Source organism: Methylovulum sp. (assembly GCF_028687615.1).
In the GTDB taxonomy this organism is placed as follows: Bacteria; Pseudomonadota; Gammaproteobacteria; order Methylococcales; family Methylomonadaceae; genus Methylovulum.
The window spans coordinates 138,846-160,729 of the sequence record NZ_JAQTZU010000005.1 but is presented as its reverse complement, the minus strand read 5'-3'; the positions used below and the strand labels follow the sequence as shown (position 1 = coordinate 160,729).

Genomic DNA, 21,884 nt, shown 5'->3' with positions numbered 1-21,884 from the left:
ATTTTGTAGGAATTAATATTGTAGCAAACCCGACAAAAGCTTAAGTGACGTGTGGGATTGTTGCTTTAACGGCTTTACCGGAAACCCAATGGGATTGGTTGGCCCTCGAAAAGAACAAGGACACCCCTATCCGCAGATTTGGACAGGGGGTTTAATTTGAGTACGGGGTAAAAACAAGTTTTTTACTCCAAAAGCCGTTTTACCCAGCCATGCTCGCCAGCATTTTCGCGCGTTTCGATTGGGTTGCGGAATCTTGATATTTTGCGATGTATTTTTGCCGCAAAGCCACCGACTTTAAGACCGCCAACTGGATGCGCTCTTCCGTCAGCGTGTTCTCCGAGCCAATGTACACTTGGGTATTTTTGGATTTTCCACCGTGTATGGGCAGAGTCACTTGAAGATAATGGCTGGGTGTATTCCGGCCTTTACGCAAACGTTGGAACGGCCCGGAGATGCCCGACGGCAAACTGGACGATTTGTTGGTGGATATTTTCTGCCTAATTCCAGTCGGCGCGGGTAAGGTGGCAATGCGTTTGTTCAGCTCGTCAATTGCGTTTACCAAAGCCTGTTGTGCGCCCGTGCCATTCGCTGAATGGTCAGAAAAAAACTTCCACGGCTTACCATAACGGACTTGCCAGCCGTGCGTGGTTTTAACACCAATAATGTCTATCCTGACAATGTGGCGAGGCGCATCAAATTCCATTCCATTAAAAATTTTTATCCTTCGGCATTCCATAAAATCTACGTCACCTCTCAATCAGAAATAAAATGTGAAAAATTACCAAAATTCTAGTGAAAAATATCACAAATAATAATTACTTCATACCTTATTTTTGGGAAATTGCAAGAGGGGATTGAAATCGATAAGAAAGTAGCAGGTATGTAGCGGTTATTGATAAGGAATGTGCATGAAATAATTTCCGCATCGGCTCGTCAGACCTGTCAGGTTTTGATACCCTCTGGGGCACAAGAAACCTGACAGGTCTTGATCCGCGAATTTATTCCATGCCCATTCCTAAGCAGATGTCTGTATGGATAGATGTTAAGGATTTGGCCATTAATAACTTCCCGATATTAAAACCTGACAGGTTTTTGAAACCTTTCAGGTCTAGGGTTTCAAGAATGCTTCAGGGAAATTGTTTTTAGCCAAATCCTAAGTTGCTTGATTTAAGGATAATGGCAATAAGCGAATGATTGGCTGCTGTTACAAATGGCGGATGTGCAAAATCATCAATTACCACTATGATGTAGGGGGCAATGCTATTCTTGCCTTTATGCCGTGGGGACTCCTTTTGCGCTATAAACGGCGTACCTCGGGGCATAACGTTGACCAGCCTACACGACTAACACCATTCCTCAACTTCACACGAGAAAATCCTATGCAACTGTCCATGTACCAAGCTTCCATCCCTTTGTTTGTGCGGATGCTGGAGAATATGTCGGCAATACTCGACAAAGCCGCCACCCATGCCGAAGCCAAAAAAATCGATCAAAGTATTTTTATAAATGCCCGTTTAGCCCCCGACATGTACCCGCTCAGCCGCCAAATCCAAATTGCGACGGATATGGTGAAAGGCTGCGCCGCACGGCTCGCGGGCATAGCCGTGCCCAGTTATGAAGACAACGAAACCAGCTTCGCGCAATTGCAAGCGCGTATCGCCAAAACCACCACATTTTTGCGTAGCATCAGTGCCGAGCAAATTGATGGCAGCGAAGAAAAACCGATCACCTTGAGCAGCCACAGCCGGGAGCTGGGCTTTTTAGGCCAAGCCTATTTGCTGCATTTCGTCTACCCCAATTTTTATTTCCACCTCACCACCGCCTACGCCATCTTGCGCCACAACGGCGTGGAACTGGGCAAACTGGATTTTGTGGGGGCTTATTAATCGGGGGCAATAACGAGGTGGGCAAGGCGGTTCTGCCCATCTTTTTTGTTTGTTGGGGGATTATTACGCTAGCGATTAGGACTGTAGGTTGGGGAGATGTACCTATCCCCAATAACAAACTGAATATTCAACAACCTACATATTACAGCAATAATGCTTGTTGGTAGATTCATCGTATATTTACAAAATTACATGCGAGGGCAAGATGTTGAAATTCATTTTCTTAGATAGAAATGCTATTTCTTGTATCAAGGAAAATTTAGCTGGGAAAAAACCTGATCCAGAGATGCTTAAGAGGCTTCGTAAATTAAGGCAGTTTGATAAGGAGTCTTTTATCGTAAGCCCAATGCTATCAATAATAGAGGGGCAAATAGGCAAAAGAGAGGACGAAGAACAAAAGCTAAATACAATCAAGGTGGAATCTGCGGCAGTTTCTGATTTTTTTCTTCATGCCAGAACAGATTCTGGTTTTATTGAAGTCGCTGCCAATGAAATAGCAAATATTTTTAGCGAAAACATCGAAGGCAACTGGGTTGGATATATAGATTTTTTAAAAGTTATTCAGGAAATGTTATATCAATCAATTAGCAAGGCAAATCGACCGAAATATAAATCAGATATTCTACAACTGGCTAAGAAAAATAATATTCCTCTCGCTCATCCCATTGTTATCTGCTGTTTGGCAGTTTTATATGGCAATAATGATGTAAGATCAATTCTAAAACCAAAAAAAAACATTGCCGAAGATTCAAAAAATAAAGCGGCATATAATGCCTTGAACGACATATTGTTAATATCGAGGCTGGGACACATACAAGCCGTTTTTAACAAATATGGAAACGGAAGGGTAGTTGTAGAGTTTTTAACGTTTGATAAAGGTCTAGAGTTTTTTTTGAAAAAAACAAAAATTATTGATATCAAACTAAACGACGATGGCGAAGTATTTATAACGGCAATATCTAGCCAAGAGTTTTTTCCAGATTTAAACGAATCTAGCCACATAGCATTGTTTGATGAATTGAGAGAGAAGTCCTAATATTAATTTTCCAGAATTCTTAATAAGTTGGGTAGTGGTGAATCTGTAACTGCCATTGGGCATTGACGTTTCACCAGTGCCACGGACTGCCAGACTTTTGAGGACGCACAGCCATAAGAATTTGGCTAAAAATAACGTCCCTGAACCATTCCTGGAGCCCTAGAGACCTGACAGGTTTCAAAAACCTGTCAGGTCTTCATATCGGGAAATTATTAATTGCCAAATCCTAAGAATAAAGATTGGTGTCGATCAAAAACGCATTCATTGCCAAATCTCATCATCAATTTGCGAGGCTTGGTCGATGTGGTTTTGGATTTGCTTAAATTCAGCCTCTGTCCACTGCCCGAACAGGAAATCCAAATCGTGGTGTTCTTGGGTGAATTGCTTTTTTTTATGCAGACCTAAGTGTTCTTTTAACACGTCAAGCACCAATTGGTTGACGCTTTTGCCGCTGGCTTGGGCTTGCTGTTTAAGTGTTGTGGCGAGTTCGGGGTCGATGCCGCGTATAGACAGATTGCTCATGGGTACACCTTATAAAATGAAAGCAATATGCTGGCATAGTATGGATGCACCGGGATTTTGTCAATCTAGGAAAATGGCGGCTTTTCTACCCCGAAATCTGGGGGAAACAGATCACGCCGCCTTTTTAAGCTTCCAAGGCGCAGGCGCACGCACCGCTTCCCAAACCGGGCTTTCAATCGTCAAGGCCAATTGCCTGACTAATTCCAGCATCCCCTGATAGCCTTCATAGCCAAATTCCCGCTCCTGGTTAATATCCAAAAACGGGATTTTCGCTTTCAAAGCCGTGTACATATTGCGGCCTCCGGCAATCAGGATGTCGGCCTTATAATCATGCACGATACGGATCAGCTCTTTCGGGCTGCCGTCGTTAATCATCAGCGTGTCTTCGCCCATCAGCTCGCGTATCCTTGCCTTGTCTTCCTCGGTGGATTTGTTGGTGCCGGTGGCGACCACGACCATGCCCAAATCCTGCAAGGCGGAAATCACCGACCAGCTTTTTACGCCGCCCGTGAACAGCAACACGCGCTTGCCTTGCAAACGGGCTTTCCACGGTTCCAATTCGGCGCGGATGCGGCTTTCTTCGCGGGCTATCAATTGTTCGGTGCGGGCGGTCAGGTCATCATCATGCAAAGTCTTGGCAAAATCACGCAGGGCCTGGCTGGTGTCGGTGATGCCGTAAAAACTGCCTTCAAACCACGGTGTGCCATATTTGTCCTGCAATTTACGGGCGACATTGATCATCGCTTTCGAGCAGACCATCATGTTCACTTCCGCCTTGTGCATGGTCTGCACTTCGCGGAACCGGGCATCGCCGGACAAGGTGCATAAGATACGCAAGCCCAGTTCGTCCAACAGCGGCAAGACATGCCAGAATTCGCCCGCGATATTGTATTCGCCGACCAAGTTCACATCATGGACACGCATACCCGATGGCGCGGATTCCACCACGGGCAAGGGGTCGGGGTCGCGGGTGCCGATCACATGGTTGACCATCGCATCGCCCGCAATCCGGTTACCCAGGTTTTTCGTGCCATAAAAACCGGCGCAATCTATCGGCACCACCGGGACGCCCCACAGTTCCTGCGCGGATTTGCAGACGGCGTTGATGTCGTCGCCGATCAAGGCCGGAACGCAAGTGTTGTAGACAAACACCGCTGGCGGCGTGTAAGTCTCCACCGCCTGTTTGATGGCATGGAACAACCGCTTTTCGGCGCGGCCCATGACGATGTCCTGCTCGGTCAAATCCGTGGTCATGCCGATGCGGTACAAATCCGCGCCGGATGAACGTGTCCCCCGGTTGTCCCAGGAGCTGCCCGCACAGGCGATAGGCCCGTGGACGATATGGGCGACATCGGCAATCGGCAACAAGGCGATCTGCGCCCCGTCAAACGCGCAACCACCCGCCGCCGAACCGGGTTTGGGTTTGGCGCAACCGGATTTTTCCTTTTTGTTATGCTCGCAGGCGGGTTCGTCCAGCAACGCCGCAATGTCTTTAGTCGATTTCATGGCTTTAACCCAATAGCTTTATTTATTTAACAAATTAACAGCAAACGGTATGCCATAACTTATCTTATTGAAATCATGTATTTTTATTCAACTTTATCTTGTAGGAAAACGGACAATGAGGAAAATTTGCCATGGATAATGGCTGCTTAGAGCGTGTTTTAAAAGTCCGGCGATGGTGAAAACCGATGTTTTTTAGATCAAAATCATCTTGAAACAAGGTGATTTTATCCAACTTTCCCTTGTTACGTTCGGACAACCCAGTTAATTGTGACCGATTTTTACAGCATCGAGACTTTTAAAACACGCAATTAGGACAAGCAAAATAGGGGGATCAAATTGCTACCAATAAAGTGATGGGCTAATAGCATTGCCCGCACTAAAAAACTACCGTGCCAATTGCTTAATGGTATCCGTTTGGGAAAGGGTTTCGGCCACTTCATTTAGCATGTCTGAGCCTTTTGCTTCGACAGCAACATCTGCGATGGCTTTCTTTAATGCAGAATAGAACCCTTCATCACCTGTCAACCGATGCCAAAAATCCTGACCGATAAACAGGGAATAATCGTATTTATCTCTTAGGCTTTTATAGTGGTTGCTCTCCTGCCCTGGCTCCCCATACAAAATACCCACCACAAGATCATATTGTTGTACGGGTAAGTTATTGGTTTTTCCTAAATTCTTAGCTTGCCTGAAATGATTATGGATAGTTTCAACATCGTCTTTGTTAATTGTGTTAGGGCCAAGCTTAGCTTGGCAGTATTTTTTTCTACCATCCAACGCGTCAATAAATTCAATATCAATTCCTTGGACTAACGAACCATACGAATTCAAAACCCCAGAAATAAACATCTGCATATTTTGCCCAAAAGAAGTCGTAATTGAAGAACCTAATACCCCCTAGGGTAAAGAAGTGCTTTAGCTACGGATTTCGGCGAGAGTTCCCCTGTTAAAAACGCCGCAATGTAGGGGACTAGGAATGGATTAATATCAAATTCGCTGGGATTTGCTAATTTCAACGTGTTTTTATATGGTTGGGAATAATTACTTCCCTAAACCACATCTTCACTTTGTCTAATATGGCTTGTTTTTCTTGCTCGGTCATAATTAATCTTGCGGTTGTTTAAGTTAAGGTGATTTTGGCATGAAAATAGCCGAACACAAATTCACAGACTCCAATAAAATAACCTATACAACAACATTACACATGGTTATTTATGAAAGCCTTTTATTCCTTATCTGAAGTTGCCGATATGCTCGGAACCACTAAAGAAACGTTAAGACGTTGGGACAAATCGGGCAAGCTGACTCCGGTAAGACACCCCATCAACAATTACCGTGTCTATAAATCCCGTGACTTGGAACAATTTGAAAAAATTGGTTTCCTGTTCAACGCATCGGATGAACAGACAATAGAACCTCCTTTAAGAAAATACAACGCCATCGAATTGTTTGCAGGCGCGGGAGGACTCGCGCTTGGCTTAGAAAAAGCAGGGTTATCGAACCTGCTCCTTTCGGAAATTGATAAAAACGCCTGTGCGACGTTGAGGTTAAACCGCCCCGAATGGCAAGTGCTTGAAGGCGATGTCGCGGCAATTGATTTTACGCCTTATGCGGGTAAAGTGGATGTGCTGACGGGGGGCTTTCCTTGCCAAGCCTTTTCCTTTGCCGGCAAACGCTTGGGGTTTGAAGACGCCAGAGGCACGTTGTTTTTTGAATTCGCCAGAGCCGTAAAAGAAATCCAGCCGCTCATTTGTATCGCCGAAAATGTCAGGGGACTGTTGCAACATCAAGATGGCAAAACCATTGAAGGGATGATTTCCGTGCTGGATGAACTCGGTTACAACATTGTTCCGCCACGTCTATTAAAGGCGATTTTTTATCGGGTACCACAAAAACGGGAACGGGTGTTTATTGTTGGCTTGAAAAAAGGCGCGGGGCTTAATTTTGAATGGCCTGTGGAGAGCAAAGACATTTTTACCCTGAGGGATGCCTTAAAAAAAGGCCGGCTTTTTGCAACGGACGTGCCATTGTCGCCTGGGCAAGCCTATCCAAAAGACAAGCGGGAAATCATGGCCCTGATCCCACCTGGCGGGTATTGGCGTGATTTACCGATGGAACTGCAAAAATCTTATATGAAAGGCTCTTTCCATTTGAGCGGCGGGAAAACGGGGATGGCGAGGCGTATTTCTTGGGATGAACCGTGTTTGACACTGACCTGCGCCCCTGCCCAAAAACAGACAGAAAGATGCCATCCCGAAGAAACCCGGCCTTTTACCGTAAGGGAATACGCCAGAATCCAAACCTTTACCGACGATTGGGAGTTCGCAGGCTCCCTGACTTCCCAGTATGCACAAATAGGCAATGCCGTCCCCGTGAATCTTGCTGAGGCGATGGGTAGGGCGATTGTTCGGACGCTGAACGGTTATTACAACCAACAGCTCGAAGAAAAAGTAATAATGGCTTGTTGCGATGCTACCCTTCAGCACCAAAACATTTAGGATAATCAATACAAACCTCACACGAAGGCGCACGGCAGATGTAAATGCCTTCCTCCTCGCAAAGTTGTTTGTACAAGAACTTTTTCCACTTCATGTTTTTGTCATTTTTGGCGGCGAGTTCGGGGAAATTGTAGTGCAACATCGCACTGAGCTGCGAGCGCGACCACAGCCCCAGGTCTTGCCAGAGATGGTCGTTGCCCAAACAGCCGGCGACGATGATGGCTATCATCCAATCGGTTTCTGGCGTTTCCAGTTTGCTGTAGCGTTTGAGCAGGTTCACCAAATCGTCTTTTTCCAGCATCCGGCTAAAATCCAATACGCTGCCCGATGGGGCTTGTTCTGGAAGCTGGACGCCGGGGAAAAAATGGTAGCTTAAAACTTTAAACTGCCCGCTCTCCAACCCCAGGTAATCGGGCAACATGCCCTGCCCGTCACACCAACTGGCTAGTATGCAAGCCAGCCATTCATGATTGGGAGTAACCCTAGTTTCGGGTTTTAACCAGGCATAGAGCTGTTCCCGGTTATCCTGGAGTCGGAGGACGGCGGACATGGTTAATATTCGACCAGTATGTCTTCGTCCCTGACGATCATTTGGCAAGCCAAACGCCAAGGTGGCGGCAAGTCATCGACGATCACTTGCTCCAGTTCTTCCTTGCCCATTTTGCCGCATTGCCTTAACACGGCTTTTTCTTTTTCCGTCAATGTACCGCCCATGCGTTCGAGTTTTTTATCGACACTGCTCACTTTAACCAAGCAAGTGCCGCATTCGCCATCTTCGCATTCAAAATTGATGGGGATTTTGTTCTCACGGGCCAGTTTTAACAGCGTTTGGGTGTGGCTGCCCGCGACCGCATAGACAGTTTTGTCGCGGTATTCAGGGTTTGAAAAGGTGACTAATGCCATGATTTGCTCCTAAGTGTGTGTTTTATTAAACCGGCCTGACTTTAATGATACCGCCCAGCACCTGCGCTTGGCACGCCAGACGGTTATGTTTGCCCGCCATGTTTTCACGCAGGACTTTGTCTTCCAGCACGGATGGCTCGGTCAAGTTGCTCCAACCTTCAGTCACCTTCATGATGCACGTGCCGCAATCGCCTTCACGGCAACCATAGGTGATGCCTGAGCCGACTTTTTCGGAAATTTCGATGATCCGCGTTCCGGCGGGTGCGGTTACGGTGACGTTGATGTCTTCAAAGGTGATCGTTGCTTTCGCCATGAGTTAAACTCCTATTGGGGGGGGGTTATTAAAATTATTTCTGGTATGCCGGTTTGAAAGCTGGCAAAGCAGATGTAGGATACGCTGTACCCTCTGGGGCATAAATGCGCATCCTTTTCAAACTCTTCGATATTCAAGTTTGAAATGCTACGCGCTTCCTACCCTAGATTTTATGTGCTTATATCCAATTACGCCAAATCTGCCATATCTATCACTTTGGATGGTCTTATACCCATTAAGTCCAATGCAATATCATGACCGAATTGCCAACAGAGCTGGATTTCTTCTTCTGTCGGTATTAGCTTGATGCGTATGCCAGGAATCGGCACACGCAACTTGAGACCACGCAAGCGGTCTTCAACCATTTTCACGCCCTCCCCCGTCCAGCCATAAGAACCGAACACGCCACCCAGTTTGGATTTAAGATTGACGACGGCCAATGACGACAGCAAATCCCACACGGGTTTGACCGCATCGCCGTTGATGGTGGGGGTGCCGAACATAATGCCGTCCGCGCCTTCAATTAGATCGACAAACGGGGCGATTTCGCTGCCTTCCAGGTCATACAGGGAAACGCGCACATGTTCCACCGCCATCGCGCCTTCATAGATGGCTTCCGCCATCCGCCGCGTGTTGCCGTAGGAACTGATATAAAAAATCAGCAGGGTTTTTTCGCCGGCACTGATTTCGCTTTGTAAGGCGGAACTTGATAATTCCCGATAACGCTGTACATAGCGTTGCGGTTGGTCACGCAATAACGGGCCATGCGCCGGCAAGATTTTTTGCACCGGCAGCAACGGCTCGACCAAATCCAAGGCCCGGTTCACATATTCTTTAAACGGCCGCATGATGTGGGCGTAGTAATATTCAAACGAGAAACGGAAATCGCCGACTTCGTCGTTGAACAAACGGCTGTCGCAAAAATGGCAGCCAAACACATCGCCGGAAAAGAGTATCTTTTCTTCCGGCAAATAAGTGCATTGGGTATCCGGCCAATGTAAATACGGGGTATGCAGAAACTCCAGACTGCGGTCGCCCAAGGAGACTTGGTCGCCTGTCATGACCGGCGTATAAGCAAATTCATCCTGTTTTAACAAAGCCTTGAGCATGGATTGCGCTTTCTGGGAAATATAGACGCAGGCTTGCGGCGCACGGCGCATCAGCTCCGGTAACGCGCCGGTATGGTCAGGTTCCAGATGGTTCAAGACGATGACTTTAATCTCGTCATAACGGGCGACCGACTCCAAACGGGTAAAAAAATCATTGGCATAGGCTTCCTTGACCGTGTCAACCACAGCCACGCCTTCACTGCCCCTGACGACATAAGCGTTGTACGTCGTACCGTTAGCCGTTTTTAAAATGATGTCAAAGGTGCGTAAATTCGGGTCTAAAGCACCGACCCAATGCACCCGCTCCGATAAGGCAACAGCTTGCGGTATGCCATTAAGATTTAATACCGGCGGCTTACTCATGGCTGCAACTTGCTTGGGCAAGTGTTCTGGGACACGTTTCCAAATCTGTAGCCGCTTCGGTTTTAGCCAAACCTATCCAAGCATCCACTTTTTGTTGGTCAAAACCAGCCATCAAACTATCGCCAACCTGCATTAACGGACGACGGATTAACAATGGCTCCGCCAGCATCAACACCAAGGCTTCTTGTTCACCAAGCTTATCTGGCCCAACTTCACCGTATTTAATCGCCGGTGCGCTGTAATTAAACCAATCGCGTACCGGCAGACCGCCAAAAAATGCCCGTAAACGCCCGGCATCCCAGCTTTCGGTCAATAAATTCCTGGCTTCAACCTGATGGCCCGCCGCCACTAACAATTGTTTTTGCCGGGTGTTGTTTATGCAGCCGGGTTTTTCGTAAAAATAAACCGTAGCCATCAGGATGTCCTCAATTAATGGGACTGTAACTCAGCCATCGCTTCCGCCATGCGTTCCGGCGGAATGCCTGTCAGCGAGCCAGGCGGGTTGACCGCTTCGCCCAAAGAATTCAAAATCGCGCCCTCAATCGGGCAGATGCTCGCGCATTGGAACACCGGATAATCACCTTCGCATTCGGTGCATTTATTCGGGTTGACCTTAAAATGCGGTTTGGCTTCGTAAATCGCCTTACTTGGACAAACCGGCTCGCAAGCAAAACAATTCACGCAAGTCTCAATAATTTTTACTGCCATGACAAACTCCTGGAAGCTAGGATGTGGTTCACCGATTAACTGTAGCGGCATGTTGGGCCGTCACATCATGGCGGCCCAACTTACCCCCTACACCCAACCACACTACACAAAACAACAACTTATTTATGCACTCGCCCTAATCGCTTCTACTTTGTCGTCCAACTTGCCGGCCGCCGCCATTTCCTTGTAAACCGCCAAGACCGCGTCTTCAATCGGCTCCATCGCATGTTCACCGTTCGGCATAATGCCCGCCGCTTCCAGCATGTCCCACGGCTCGTAGCCGACTTTGGAACACAACACCGCTTCACAACCCGCCAAAGCACGGACGGTTTGTTGCAGGACACTTTCGCCATCGCCGCAAGTGCTGTCGCCGCCACAATATTGGTCGGCTTTGCGGTGGCTGATAAAGCGCACACCATCCGGCGAAGCTTCGTAAATCAAGAACTCTTTGGCGTGACCGAAATGGACGTTGATCAATCCCTGTCCGGCGGTAGCCACCGCCATCAGCACGGGACGTGTTGATAATTTAGGCTCAGCTTTAAACTGCTCAACTTTGGCGGCCTTTTCCAAGCGTTTGCTGTCCATTTCTTCCTGGATCGCCTGATGGATGACTTTGCGTTTTTCCATCGCCGCCGAATAGTCGATGTCCATTTCTTCGATTTTATCAATCGTAAATTCATCGCCGCGATCTTCACCGAGCAAGCCCACCGCATCGGCACGGCACTGGCGGCAATGGCGCATCATGTTCATGTCGCCGGAACAGCTATCTTGCAGGTCTTGCAATTCATCGGGAGTCGGCCCGCGTTGGCCCATCACACCGTAGAACGTACCGTGTTCAGCTTCGGCAATCAGCGGCATAACATTATGCAAAAACGCGCCTTTGGATTTGACGACACGGCTGACTTCCGCCAAATGCTGGTCGTTGACACCCGGAATCATCACCGAATTGACCTTGACCAGTATGCCTTTGGCAATCAGCATCTCCAAACCTTTTTGTTGCTGGTCGATCAGAATCTTCGCGGCTTTTTTGCCCTTGATGCGCTTATTGTTCCAGAAAATCCACGGATAAATCTTCGCGCCGATTTCAGGGTCCACGCAGTTGATGGTGATGGTGACATGGTCGATATTGTGTTTCGACAACTCTTCCACGGCATCCGGCAAAGCCAGGCCATTAGTCGATACGCACAATTTAATGTCCGGTGCTTCTTCGCTCAAACGGCGGAAAGTTTCAAACGTGCGTTCGGGATTGGCTAATGGATCGCCAGGCCCTGCAATACCCAACACCGTCATTTGCGGAATCGTCGCCGCCACGGCCATCGTTTTCTTGACGGCTTGATCCGGGGTCAACAATTCCGAGACCACGCCAGGGCGTGATTCGTTAGCGCAATCGTATTTCCGGTTGCAGTAATGGCATTGGATGTTACAAGCCGGCGCCACCGCAACGTGCATACGCGCAAAATAATGATGTGCGTCTTCGGAGTAACACGGATGGTTCTGGACTTTTTCCCGGATCGAATCGGGCAGCGTGTCCATTTGGTTGTCGGTGGTACCGCAAGAGCTGGCAGAGCAGCCGCCTTTTGCCGCAGGGGCTTCATTTAATACGGGTAATTGCATGGTGATGGCCTCGTTAGTGACATTTTCAAGAGATAATGCACAGGCCGTGCCAAGGGATATTTTAAAATTATCTTATTGATTTAATTGAAAATAATTTTTCGTGACAGAGTGCTTTGTTACAAAAGTTACAGCTAAGGATTTTGGTTTTGTTGTGAACCCCACAAGTTTGATGGCAAACATCCTATAATCGAACGAAATTAACAGTAACCCTGTAAGCCGGAATAAGCCTATTCGAGCGGTAAGCGGGAATAGGTGTTTCCGGTCTACCATGATTTTTAGGCCAAACTCTTGCTGGCAATCTCATAAACATCTTTAGAAATTGCTTCGGTGGACATGATGCGCTCCAGTTGCGCGGTCATCAGGGCTTGGCGGCCCGTGTCGTAGTGTCGCCATGAGGTCAACGCGCTGATCATGCGGGAGGCGACTTGCGGATTCAGCGTATTAAGGGCGATGATCTGGTCGGCGAGGAATTGGTAGCCTTGGCCGTTGGCGGCGTGGAAATGCAAGGGGTTGGTTTGGCTGAACGCGCCGATCAAGGCCCGCACCCGGTTGGGTGTGCCCAGGTCAAACGCCGGATGATTCATCAGGGCTTGCACGGTGGCGAAAGTGTCCGGCGTGGGGCTGGAGGCTTGCAGGGCGAACCATTTGTCGATGACCAAAGCTTCGTGTTGCCATTGTTGGTAAAAATCGGCGAGGCATTGCCGTCTGGCATAGTGCGGGTTGTTGACCATGACGCTTAAGGCCGCCATTTGGTCGGTCATGTTTTTGGCGGTCTTAAATTGTTGGTGCGCCCAGTTTTTAATTGCCGGATCATCCAAGCTGCACAGGTAATTCAAGCAAGTGTTTTTGATGCGGCGGCGGCCTATCGCACCGGCATCAAACTTGCCGGATTCATCACAATGATTATTCAAGTACACCGTTTGCAAGGCATTTTGCAAATTTTCGGCCAGTGTGAGTTTGACGAACTCACGCGCTTTGTGGATGGCGACCACGTCGATGACTTCCATTTGTTCCGCCAGATAGGTTTCCGACGGCAAGCTCAGTAACAGCGAGAAGTAGGATAAATCTTCCCACGGCCGGGCTAGGACTTGCCTAAAGGCTTCGATGATGATCGGGGCCAGGCGTAATTCGCGGTTGTTTTGGACATCGGCAATCAGGCCGCTGATGACTTGCCCGACCAATTGCTGGCCTGCTTCCCAACGGTTGAAGGTGTCGCTGTCATGGCTTAACAAAAATGCCAGCTCTTCCAGACTTCGCTCCATGACCAATTTCACGGGGGCAGAAAAACCGCGTAACACCGAAATGGCAGGATTAGCGGTTAGGCCCGTGAAGACAAAATCTTGCTCGGCTTCGGTCAATTCTAAAATCACTTCATCGGCAGACGCACCGCCGTCTAATTGGCAAGGCGCGATGGAGCCATCGGGATAAATCAGCCCCACTTTAACCGGGATATGCAGCGGTTCTTTCACGGTTTGGCCTGGCGTGGGCGGGCAATGTTGTTTGATGCTCAGCGTCAAAGTTTGCGCGGCGGCGTTGTAAGCATGGCTGACCGTCAACACGGGCGTTCCGGCTTGGCTGTACCAGCGGCGGAACTGGCTTAAATCGACAGTGTTCGCGGCTTCCATCGCCTTGACAAAATCTTCGCAAGTCACGGCTTGTCCGTCATGGCGGGCAAAATACAAGTCACTGCCTTTGCGGAAACCTTCCGCACCCAGCAAAGTGTGGATCATGCGCACGACTTCCGCGCCTTTTTCGTACACGGTCAAGGTGTAGAAATTATTGATTTCGATGTAGGCATCGGGACGGATAGGATGCGCCAAAGGGCCGGCGTCTTCGGCAAACTGGCGGGTGCGGAGCATATTGACATCTTCAATGCGTTTGACGGCTTTGGAGGTGCGGTCGCCGGTGAACTCTTGGTCGCGGAACACCGTGAAGCCTTCTTTCAAACTGAGCTGGAACCAGTCACGGCAGGTGATGCGGTTGCCGGTCCAGTTGTGGAAATATTCGTGGGCAATCACGCCTTCGATATGTTCATAATCGGAATCGGTGGCGGTGTCGGGGCGGGCCAACACAAACTTGGTGTTGAACACGTTCAAGCCTTTGTTTTCCATCGCGCCCATATTGAAATGGCTGACGGCGACGATCATGTACAAATCTAAATCGTATTCACAGCCGTAAACTTGTTCGTCCCAACGCATGGCGTTTTTCAGCGACTGCATGGCATGGGCGCATTTGTCCAGATCATGCGGCTCGACAAAAATCTGCAAGCTAATGCCGCGGCCCGATTGGGTAATGAAGTGGTCTTCCAAACATTCCAATTGCCCCGCCACCAACGCGAACAAGTAGCAAGGTTTGCTGAACGGGTCTTCCCACGTCACCGAATGTTGGTTGTTGGGCAAATCGCTGTGGGCGATTTTGTTGCCGTTGGACAGCAGTACCGGATAACGAATTTTGTCCGCCACCAATGTGGTGGTGAATTTCGCCATCACATCGGGACGGTCAAGAAAATAGGTGATTTTGCGGAAACCTTCGGCTTCACATTGTGTGCATAACATGCCGTTGGACAGGTACAAGCCTTCCAAGGCGGTGTTGGTTTTCGGGTTGATGGTGTTGTCTATGGTCAACGTGAACGGCTGTTGCTGCGGCACGTTGAAAATCGTCAAAGTATCTTGCGTTTGCAGATAATCGCCCTCCCCCAATTCCGCGTCGTCATTCAAGACCACACGCTGCAAGCCGAGGTTTTCACCCGCCAGCACCAAAGCCGTTTCAATAGAGGCGCTCGCCGGATTACGGCTTAAGCTAAGGCGCGAAGTGACGTGGGTCAGTTCTTCATTCAGGACAAAATTTAACGCGACGCTGTGAATAAGATATTCAGGGACCGTGTAATCTTTTAAATAGGTGGTTTGGGGGCTTGCGTCGCGCATTAATGATACCTGCTATGTTTCTTGGGGCCAGCGGAAGAAGGTTGTTGGGTTTTTTTCAGGGCGGACAGGGCGAGCAACAGCCAAGCGACTAGGAAACAAACCCCGCCAAACGGCGTCATCATGCCCAAGGCTTTTTCATCCAGCACCGCCAATAGATACAAGCTACCCGAAAAAATCAAAATGCCAACAAACATCAGCCAACCAGACCAAACTAATAATGTTGATACCGGATTTTGTTGACGCAAAAGGCCGATGGCGAGTAAACCCAAGGCATGCCACATTTGGTAATTTACGCCGGTTTGATAAACGGCCAGCAGTTCGGGGCTGATGAGGGTTTTTAAGCCGTGTGCGCCGAAGGCACCGCAAGCGACACCGAGGAACGCGCAAGTTGCGCCAAGAAACAAGAAAACTGAAGGCATTATTTTTCCTTTAAACGGGGCATGAGCTGAACGAGATTGCACGGGCGGGTGCGGTGGTCGAGCTGCTCTTTAATCAGGTTTTCCCATGCCGTTTTGCAGGCGCTTGAGGAACCGGGCAAGCAAAAGATATAAGTACCGTTGGCAACGCCCGCAATTGCACGGGATTGGATGGTGGAGGTTTTAATCTCCTGATACGAGAGCATCCTGAAGGTTTCGCCGAAACCGTCCAAGACTTTATCCAACAAGGGCAACACCGCTTCGGGTGTGCCATCGCGGCCCGTCACCCCCGTACCGCCGGTGCTGATGATGACGTTGACCGCATCATCAATAAACCAATTGGAAATGGCGGCGCGGATTTGGTAGATATTGTCCGGCACGATCTTTTTTTCGATGATGCTGTGGCCTGCTTGTGCCGCCAGCTCGACCAAGGTTTTGCCGGACACGTCATCGGCTTCGGTACGGGTATCGGAAATGACCAGAATGGCGAGATTGAGGGGGATGAAACTTTTTTCTGGGGGCATGTGAGTAAATAAAAGGGAGTCTGGTTTCTGTGTGGCTAACAGGTAGCCCGTTCCGCTATCGCTACAGACGGGCTACATCTACTTGCCAATAATACGCTTACTGTAACACAACAAAAAACCCTTCCTGCCCACGTTGGATATTTATCAGCAACGCCCCACCCGGATTGACCACTTGTTTCAGCTCATCCAGATTACGGATGCGGTAGCGGTTAGCTGAAACTATCACGTCTCCAGGACGCAAACCTATCCGCCAGACTTCGGAAGCCGTGTCGATTTTTTCAATCAACACGCCTTCTATTTGGTTCCTATCGGTGGAGCTTAATATCGTACCACGCAATTTACGGTGCAGTTTTTCACCCGCCAATTGCGGATGCTCCGGTTTGCCTATCGTCGCCGTGGTACGTTTTTTATCATTGCCGTGAAAATACTCAATATCGACATTATCGCCGATTTGCATCAAGCCGATGATATTACGGATGTCGTGGCTGTCTTTAACAGAATGTCCATTGGCAGTGACGATAATATCACCTGGCTCCAAACCGGCTTTTTCGGCAGGCGAGTTGCTTTCAATACGGCTGATTACCGCTCCATGTTTGTTTTTCAGGCTAAACGCATTGACCAGTTCCGGTGTCAAATCCTGTGTTGTCACACCCAACAAACCACGCCGCACTTCGCCGTGCTTGACCAAAGATTCTTTGATCGACATCACCATATTGGCAGGAATCGCAAAACCGATACCGACATTGCCGCCCGTAGGGGCAAGGATAGCGGTGTTCATGCCGACGAATTCGCCACGCAAGTTGACCAGTGCGCCTCCAGAATTGCCTGGGTTAATCGAGGCGTCAGTCTGGATAAAATCTTCATAACCTTCAATACCCAAACCGGAACGCCCTAACGCGCTGATAATGCCGGAGGTGACGGTCTGCCCCAAACCAAACGGATTGCCGATGGCGACCACAAAATCACCGACCTTGAGCTGGCTGGAATCGGCAATCGCCAATTGCGTCAAATGATCGGCAGAAATGCGGATAATCGCCACATCGGCTTCGGGATCAGTGCCGACCAATTCGGCGTTCAATTGCCGTCCATCGTTGAGCGTGACAGTGATTTTGTCGGCCTTATCGATCACATGGTTATTGGTCAGCACCAATCCTTGGCTACTGTCGATAATCACACCCGAGCCTAGGCTGTTTTTCTGCTGCTGGCGGCGCGGTTGGTTGGGCAGATTGTAAAAATGCCGGAAGAACGGATCTTGCAATAGGGGGTTGTCGCTGATTTCGATATTCGTTGATGTGGAAATGTTCACCACCGCCGGCATACTGCGTTCCAGCATGGGCGCCAGTGATGGCAGGGCCTGGCCTTCGGCATACAACGGCAAGGCCGAATGGCCCGCTGAAGACAAACCCAGGTAAAGGGGTAGCATGGCTAATAATAACAATCGTGATTTCATACAGTTAACGTCCCAAGTGTGTCGGATAATTAAACAAGCCTGATAGACAATATAGGTTCAAAAATGTTTAATACAAGAGCGGTGCTAAACTGGCCTTTTAACTTAACACATAAAAGACCCGGCAGGTTTTAAAACCAACCGGGTTTTTTTATAGGCCCCATACGGCAAGCATAGTAATCGTTTCATCAGCGCTTGCACAAAAGCTGTGCAAATCCTCACTCAAATCATTTCGGCAAGCACTGATGAAACGATTAATAACTTATTGAATGGGACACACATACAAAGCCAAACGAAAATCTGTTGGTAATTTCTTTAGCCATACTCATAATATTGTTATCGCCGTTTTGAATCCGAAATGGCAGCAACCTAACAATACCTTGAGGCAATAGACATGACCACCGTAGCAGACCCCATTATTGGTAGTTGGTACAAAGACCTGGAAAACAATCTTAAATTTAAGGTCGTCACTATCGAAGACACTGACGACTCCATTGAAGTGCAATATCTTAACGGCGACATAGGCGAATATGATCACGAAAGCTGGTATAACTCAACCTTTGATTACATCGAAGACCCGGAAGACTGGAGCGCACCGTTCGACGATATCGAAACCGACGACCTGGGCTATTCGGACACGGATGAACACAGGCCCAACCCCGAAGACATGGACATTGACGACTATCTGGATTAATGGGGAAACGCTCAGATGAAAATGCTTCCACAGGAATTCCTGGACTGGCAATCGAAAAGCATCACCTTGTTGGCGATGTCCGGTGCAGGTAAAACCACGCTAGCCAACAAACTGCCGAAAGCCAAATGGTTCCATTATTCCGGCGATTACCGGATCGGCACCAAATATCTGGAAGAACCGATACTCGACAATATCAAACGCCATGCCATGAGCGTACCGTTTTTGCGCGAATTGCTGCTGTCCGATTCCATTTATATGAACAGCAAAATCACTGTCGACAATCTGGCGGCGGTGTCGAGTTTCCTCGGCAAACTGGGCGACCCGGAATTGGGCGGCTTGTCTTTGGCGGAATTCAAACGCCGCCAAAAACTGCATCATAAAGCAGAAATCTCTGCCATGAACGATGTGCCGGAGTTTATCCACAAAGCCGAAGATATTTACGGCTACAAGCATTTCATCAATGATGCCGGCGGCAGCGTTTGTGAATTGGACAGCCCCGAAGTATTGGAAACGCTGGCGAAACATACCTTGATAATCTATATCAAAATCCCGCCCAGCCTGGAGCAAACCATCATTGAACGCGCTAAAACCGACCCGAAACCACTTTACTACCGTGAGGCTTTTTTGGACGAAAAACTGGCTGAGTTCTTGGCGTTGAGACATTATCCAAGCACGAATGAAATGCCGCCTGACGAATTTGTTTCTTGGGTGTTCCCCGAATTGTTTAAATCCAGGTTGCCGCGTTATGAAGCCATCGCGGAAAACTATGGCTATACCGTCGATGCCAACGATGTCAACACGGTCAAAACCGAAGACGATTTTATCCGGCTGGTTGCCGACGCGATTGCCGGACAACAGTAAGAAAAAACGAGTACCGCTGATATGCCCCTAGTTGCCCACACTGATCTACCCACTTTTCAACGGCTACGCGAAGAAGGCGAAGAAATCGTTGATGCCGAACGCGCCAAACATCAAGACATACGCGAGATGCACATCGGCTTGCTCAATATGATGCCGGATTCTGCCCTGGAAGCAACGGAGCGGCAATTCTTCCGTTTAGTAGGCGCTTGTAACCAGATCGTGCAATTCCATATCCACCCGTTCACGATTGAAGGTTTGAAACGTAGCCCGGAAGCCCAGGCCCATATCGACAAATACTACGAGTCTTTTGAGAAAATCAAGCAAGATGGCTTGGACGCACTGATTATCAGCGGTGCCAATGTCACGCGGGCGAGTTTGCCGGAAGAGGATTTTTGGCTCCCTTTGACTGAAGTGTTTTCATGGGCGCGGGAAAATGTCGCCTCGGTGCTGTGTTCGTGCCTGGCTACCCATGCCGTCATCGAATACCGCTACGGCATAGCCCGGACCCGCCTGCCTGCCAAACGTTGGGGCGTATTTGCACACAAAGTGATTGACCGCAACCATCCTTTGGTTGCCGAAATCAACACCCGCTTTGACGTGCCGCATTCGCGTTTCAATGAGATTTTTCAATCCGATATGGAAGCCAAAGGGCTTAAGGTATTGGCGGCAAGCGCGAAAGCCGGGGTGCATTTGGCGGTCAGCGAAGACGGTTTCCGCACCGTGTTTTTTCAGGGGCATCCCGAATACGACGACATCAGCCTGTTAAAAGAATACAAACGTGAAGTGATGCGCTTTTACCGTGGTGAACTTGACGACTATCCACCGTTTCCGGAAAATTATTTCAACAAAGTGGTACGCGCCATTCTTGGCGAATACGAACAACATGTCCGTACCGTCCGGCAAACCGACCAAACCCTACAAAAGTTTCCTGAACATCTGGTGCTTGAGCATTTAGACAATACCTGGCGGGATACGGCAAAAGCCGTGTTCAATAACTGGCTGGGGAAAATCTACCAACTGACCGACCAGGACCGCCGCTTGCCGTTCATGGAAGGGGTTGATCCTGATAATCCGCTGGGCTTTTAAAACACGTTCTAAGATTGGGTTTACTGTTACACCAGAAACATCCGTTCTTGCTAACGCCCGAACGGATTCATCCCGGCCTACCGGATCAATGGTCGCAACCCGCACCATGAATATGACCATGCGCCATTTCTTCATGCGAGGCAGGACGCATTTCCATCACCTCGACATCAAACGTCAACGCCAAGCCCGCCAACGGATGGTTGCCGTCTATGGTAATCTCATCGCCCTCAACACTCACCACCGTGACTACACTAGGGCCGTCGCTGACATCGGCGTGAAACTGCATACCGACTTCAATCTCGTCAATCCCTTCAAACATCGCCCGTGAAATGACTTGGACGCGATCCTCCATAAATTCACCGTAAGCATTCTCGGCATCAATACGGACATTGAATTTTTCGCCCACCGCTTTGCCATGCAAAGCTTGCTCAAGGCCGGAAATAATATTGCCACCACCGTGTAAATAAACTAACGGTTCACCGCCCGCCGAACTGTCAATGACTTCGCCCTCATCATTGGTCAAGGTATAGTGGATGGAAACAGCCATATTGTCAGCAACTTGCATGATAAAACCTACTTTGGTCATTAAAAAGCGGCATATCATATAGATTTGTAACGCTTTTGTCTGAAAAAACTACACTCACCGCTGACAATTCCGGCAGAACACCGTAGTACGGTTCCCCAGCCTTACTTCAACCAGCGTCTGCCCACACGCCACACAGGGCAAACCGACGCGTCCATACACCCTAAGTTGTTGTTTAAAATAGCCAGGTTTACCATCTTCATTAACAAAATTGCGCAAAGTTGTACCGCCCTGCCCTATCGCGTCTTGCAACACCCGCCTGATACACCCGGCCAATTTTTCATACCGCGACAAAGCAATGGCTCCTGCCCTGCGCGTTGGCAAAATGCCCGCCATAAACAAGGCTTCATTGGCATAAATGTTACCGACACCGACAACGATATGGCTGTCCATGATGAATGATTTCACCGGCACTTTACGCTGTCTGGATTTGTGATGGAGCAACTCGCCGGTGAAATCCGCCAACAAGGGTTCAGGTCCCAAACTTTTCAACAACGGATGCTCTTCTGTTGGTTTATCCGTCCACAGCATCGCCCCAAAGCGGCGTGGATCGTTAAAGCGCAATACGCAAGCATCGCCAAACACCAGATCAATATGGTCGTGTTTGCCAGAATTCTGCGCCGATGTCACGATACGCAAGCTGCCCGACATGCCCAAATGCACCAACAACGTCCCTGCCCTTGTATTTAACAGCAAATATTTGCCGCGCCTAGTCACCGACTCAACCGTCAATCCGGTCAATATTACAGAAAGATTATCCGGCACAGGCCAACGCAATCTTGCGTCACGCACTTGCACCTGGGTGATGGTTTGGCCTTGGATATGCGGCGCAATGCCACGGCAGGTGGTTTCAACTTCGGGAAGTTCGGGCATGGTCAGGGTGGCATCTTA

At 48.9% G+C, this 21,884-nt stretch carries 23 protein-coding genes; 6 read left to right on the top strand and 17 right to left on the bottom strand.

Features of this window, described 5'->3' with window-relative positions; translation table 11 throughout:
* Positions 1-199: 199 nt before the first annotated feature.
* Positions 200-736 (bottom strand): hypothetical protein, encoded by a 537-nt coding sequence (locus PHH59_RS04635; RefSeq protein WP_300011956.1) that lies wholly within the window; start codon positions 734-736, stop codon positions 200-202.
* A gap of 643 nt (positions 737-1,379) precedes the next feature.
* Here PHH59_RS04635 and PHH59_RS04630 point away from each other — a divergent pair.
* Both PHH59_RS04630 and PHH59_RS04625 read left to right on the top strand, forming a co-directional pair.
* Positions 1,380-1,886, top strand: a complete 507-nt coding sequence (locus PHH59_RS04630; protein WP_300011953.1) for a DUF1993 family protein — start codon at positions 1,380-1,382, stop codon at positions 1,884-1,886.
* A 208-nt stretch (positions 1,887-2,094) separates the two neighbouring features.
* Positions 2,095-2,922, top strand: coding sequence for a hypothetical protein (locus PHH59_RS04625; RefSeq protein ID WP_300011950.1), 828 nt, complete (start codon positions 2,095-2,097; stop codon positions 2,920-2,922).
* 261 nt (positions 2,923-3,183) lie between these two features.
* On the opposite strand, the gene PHH59_RS04620 is transcribed toward PHH59_RS04625, so the two are convergent.
* The 3 genes from PHH59_RS04620 to PHH59_RS04610 all read right to left on the bottom strand — a co-directional run bounded on the left by PHH59_RS04620 (position 3,184) and on the right by PHH59_RS04610 (position 5,829).
* Positions 3,184-3,444, bottom strand: coding sequence for a hypothetical protein (locus PHH59_RS04620; protein ID WP_300011947.1), 261 nt, complete (start codon positions 3,442-3,444; stop codon positions 3,184-3,186).
* Positions 3,445-3,555: 111 nt separating this feature from the next.
* Positions 3,556-4,950 (bottom strand): nitrogenase iron-molybdenum cofactor biosynthesis protein NifE, encoded by a 1,395-nt coding sequence (gene nifE, locus PHH59_RS04615; protein ID WP_300011944.1) that lies wholly within the window; start codon positions 4,948-4,950, stop codon positions 3,556-3,558.
* A 384-nt stretch (positions 4,951-5,334) separates the two neighbouring features.
* Positions 5,335-5,829 (bottom strand): PmeII family type II restriction endonuclease, encoded by a 495-nt coding sequence (locus PHH59_RS04610; protein ID WP_300012001.1) that lies wholly within the window; start codon positions 5,827-5,829, stop codon positions 5,335-5,337.
* A 335-nt stretch (positions 5,830-6,164) separates the two neighbouring features.
* Between PHH59_RS04610 and dcm the strand changes: the two genes are divergently transcribed.
* The gene (gene dcm, locus PHH59_RS04605; protein WP_300011941.1) at positions 6,165-7,448 is read left to right on the top strand and encodes a DNA (cytosine-5-)-methyltransferase; all 1,284 of its coding nucleotides are present in this window, start codon (positions 6,165-6,167) and stop codon (positions 7,446-7,448) included.
* On the opposite strand, the gene PHH59_RS04600 is transcribed toward dcm, so the two are convergent.
* The 11 genes from PHH59_RS04600 to PHH59_RS04550 form a co-directional block, all read right to left on the bottom strand.
* The gene (locus tag PHH59_RS04600) at positions 7,423-7,998 is read right to left on the bottom strand and encodes a nitrogen fixation protein NifQ (protein WP_300011938.1); all 576 of its coding nucleotides are present in this window, start codon (positions 7,996-7,998) and stop codon (positions 7,423-7,425) included. The genes dcm and PHH59_RS04600 overlap by 26 nt on opposite strands.
* Before the next feature lie 2 nt (positions 7,999-8,000).
* Entirely contained in the window at positions 8,001-8,351 is a 351-nt protein-coding gene (locus tag PHH59_RS04595; RefSeq protein WP_300011935.1) for a 2Fe-2S iron-sulfur cluster binding domain-containing protein, read from the bottom strand.
* Positions 8,352-8,376: 25 nt separating this feature from the next.
* Positions 8,377-8,664 (bottom strand): 2Fe-2S iron-sulfur cluster-binding protein, encoded by a 288-nt coding sequence (locus tag PHH59_RS04590; RefSeq protein WP_300011932.1) that lies wholly within the window; start codon positions 8,662-8,664, stop codon positions 8,377-8,379.
* A gap of 188 nt (positions 8,665-8,852) precedes the next feature.
* Positions 8,853-10,136, bottom strand: a complete 1,284-nt coding sequence (locus PHH59_RS04585; protein ID WP_300011929.1) for an FprA family A-type flavoprotein — start codon at positions 10,134-10,136, stop codon at positions 8,853-8,855.
* Positions 10,129-10,551 (bottom strand): ArsC/Spx/MgsR family protein, encoded by a 423-nt coding sequence (locus tag PHH59_RS04580; protein WP_300011926.1) that lies wholly within the window; start codon positions 10,549-10,551, stop codon positions 10,129-10,131. The genes PHH59_RS04585 and PHH59_RS04580 overlap by 8 nt, the downstream gene beginning before the upstream one ends.
* 14 nt (positions 10,552-10,565) lie before the next feature.
* Positions 10,566-10,844 (bottom strand): ferredoxin, encoded by a 279-nt coding sequence (locus PHH59_RS04575; protein ID WP_300011923.1) that lies wholly within the window; start codon positions 10,842-10,844, stop codon positions 10,566-10,568.
* Positions 10,845-10,967: 123 nt separating this feature from the next.
* Positions 10,968-12,458: a nitrogenase cofactor biosynthesis protein NifB gene (gene nifB / locus PHH59_RS04570; RefSeq protein WP_300011921.1), complete on the bottom strand. Its 1,491-nt coding sequence runs from the start codon at positions 12,456-12,458 to the stop codon at positions 10,968-10,970.
* A 275-nt stretch (positions 12,459-12,733) separates the two neighbouring features.
* A complete protein-coding gene (gene pepN / locus PHH59_RS04565) occupies positions 12,734-15,382 on the bottom strand; it encodes an aminopeptidase N (protein WP_300011918.1) in 2,649 nt (882 codons plus the stop codon).
* A complete protein-coding gene (locus PHH59_RS04560) occupies positions 15,382-15,801 on the bottom strand; it encodes a DUF423 domain-containing protein (RefSeq protein WP_300011915.1) in 420 nt (139 codons plus the stop codon). The genes pepN and PHH59_RS04560 overlap by 1 nt, the downstream gene beginning before the upstream one ends.
* Positions 15,801-16,322 carry a molybdenum cofactor biosynthesis protein B gene (moaB, locus tag PHH59_RS04555; RefSeq protein ID WP_300011912.1) on the bottom strand — a complete coding sequence of 174 codons (522 nt, stop codon included), beginning with the start codon at positions 16,320-16,322 and terminating at the stop codon, positions 15,801-15,803. The genes PHH59_RS04560 and moaB overlap by 1 nt, the downstream gene beginning before the upstream one ends.
* Positions 16,323-16,419: 97 nt before the next feature.
* Positions 16,420-17,745: a DegQ family serine endoprotease gene (locus PHH59_RS04550; protein WP_300011909.1), complete on the bottom strand. Its 1,326-nt coding sequence runs from the start codon at positions 17,743-17,745 to the stop codon at positions 16,420-16,422.
* 418 nt (positions 17,746-18,163) lie between these two features.
* Here PHH59_RS04550 and PHH59_RS04545 point away from each other — a divergent pair, with 418 nt between their 5' ends.
* From PHH59_RS04545 to PHH59_RS04535, 3 genes are read left to right on the top strand one after another with little or no spacing between them, the layout of a single operon-like run.
* A complete protein-coding gene (locus PHH59_RS04545) occupies positions 18,164-18,463 on the top strand; it encodes a DUF6763 family protein (RefSeq protein WP_300011906.1) in 300 nt (99 codons plus the stop codon).
* 15 nt (positions 18,464-18,478) lie between these two features.
* Positions 18,479-19,324, top strand: coding sequence for an ATPase (locus PHH59_RS04540; protein WP_300011903.1), 846 nt, complete (start codon positions 18,479-18,481; stop codon positions 19,322-19,324).
* Positions 19,325-19,345: 21 nt separating this feature from the next.
* Positions 19,346-20,410, top strand: coding sequence for a homoserine O-succinyltransferase (locus tag PHH59_RS04535; protein ID WP_300011900.1), 1,065 nt, complete (start codon positions 19,346-19,348; stop codon positions 20,408-20,410).
* Between the two features lie 85 nt (positions 20,411-20,495).
* Here the strand turns inward: PHH59_RS04535 and PHH59_RS04530 are convergent, their stop codons facing one another.
* A complete protein-coding gene (locus PHH59_RS04530) occupies positions 20,496-20,975 on the bottom strand; it encodes a peptidylprolyl isomerase (RefSeq protein ID WP_300011897.1) in 480 nt (159 codons plus the stop codon).
* A 75-nt stretch (positions 20,976-21,050) separates the two neighbouring features.
* Positions 21,051-21,866 carry a bifunctional DNA-formamidopyrimidine glycosylase/DNA-(apurinic or apyrimidinic site) lyase gene (gene mutM / locus PHH59_RS04525; protein WP_300011894.1) on the bottom strand — a complete coding sequence of 272 codons (816 nt, stop codon included), beginning with the start codon at positions 21,864-21,866 and terminating at the stop codon, positions 21,051-21,053.
* Between the last annotated feature and the right edge of the window lie 18 nt (positions 21,867-21,884).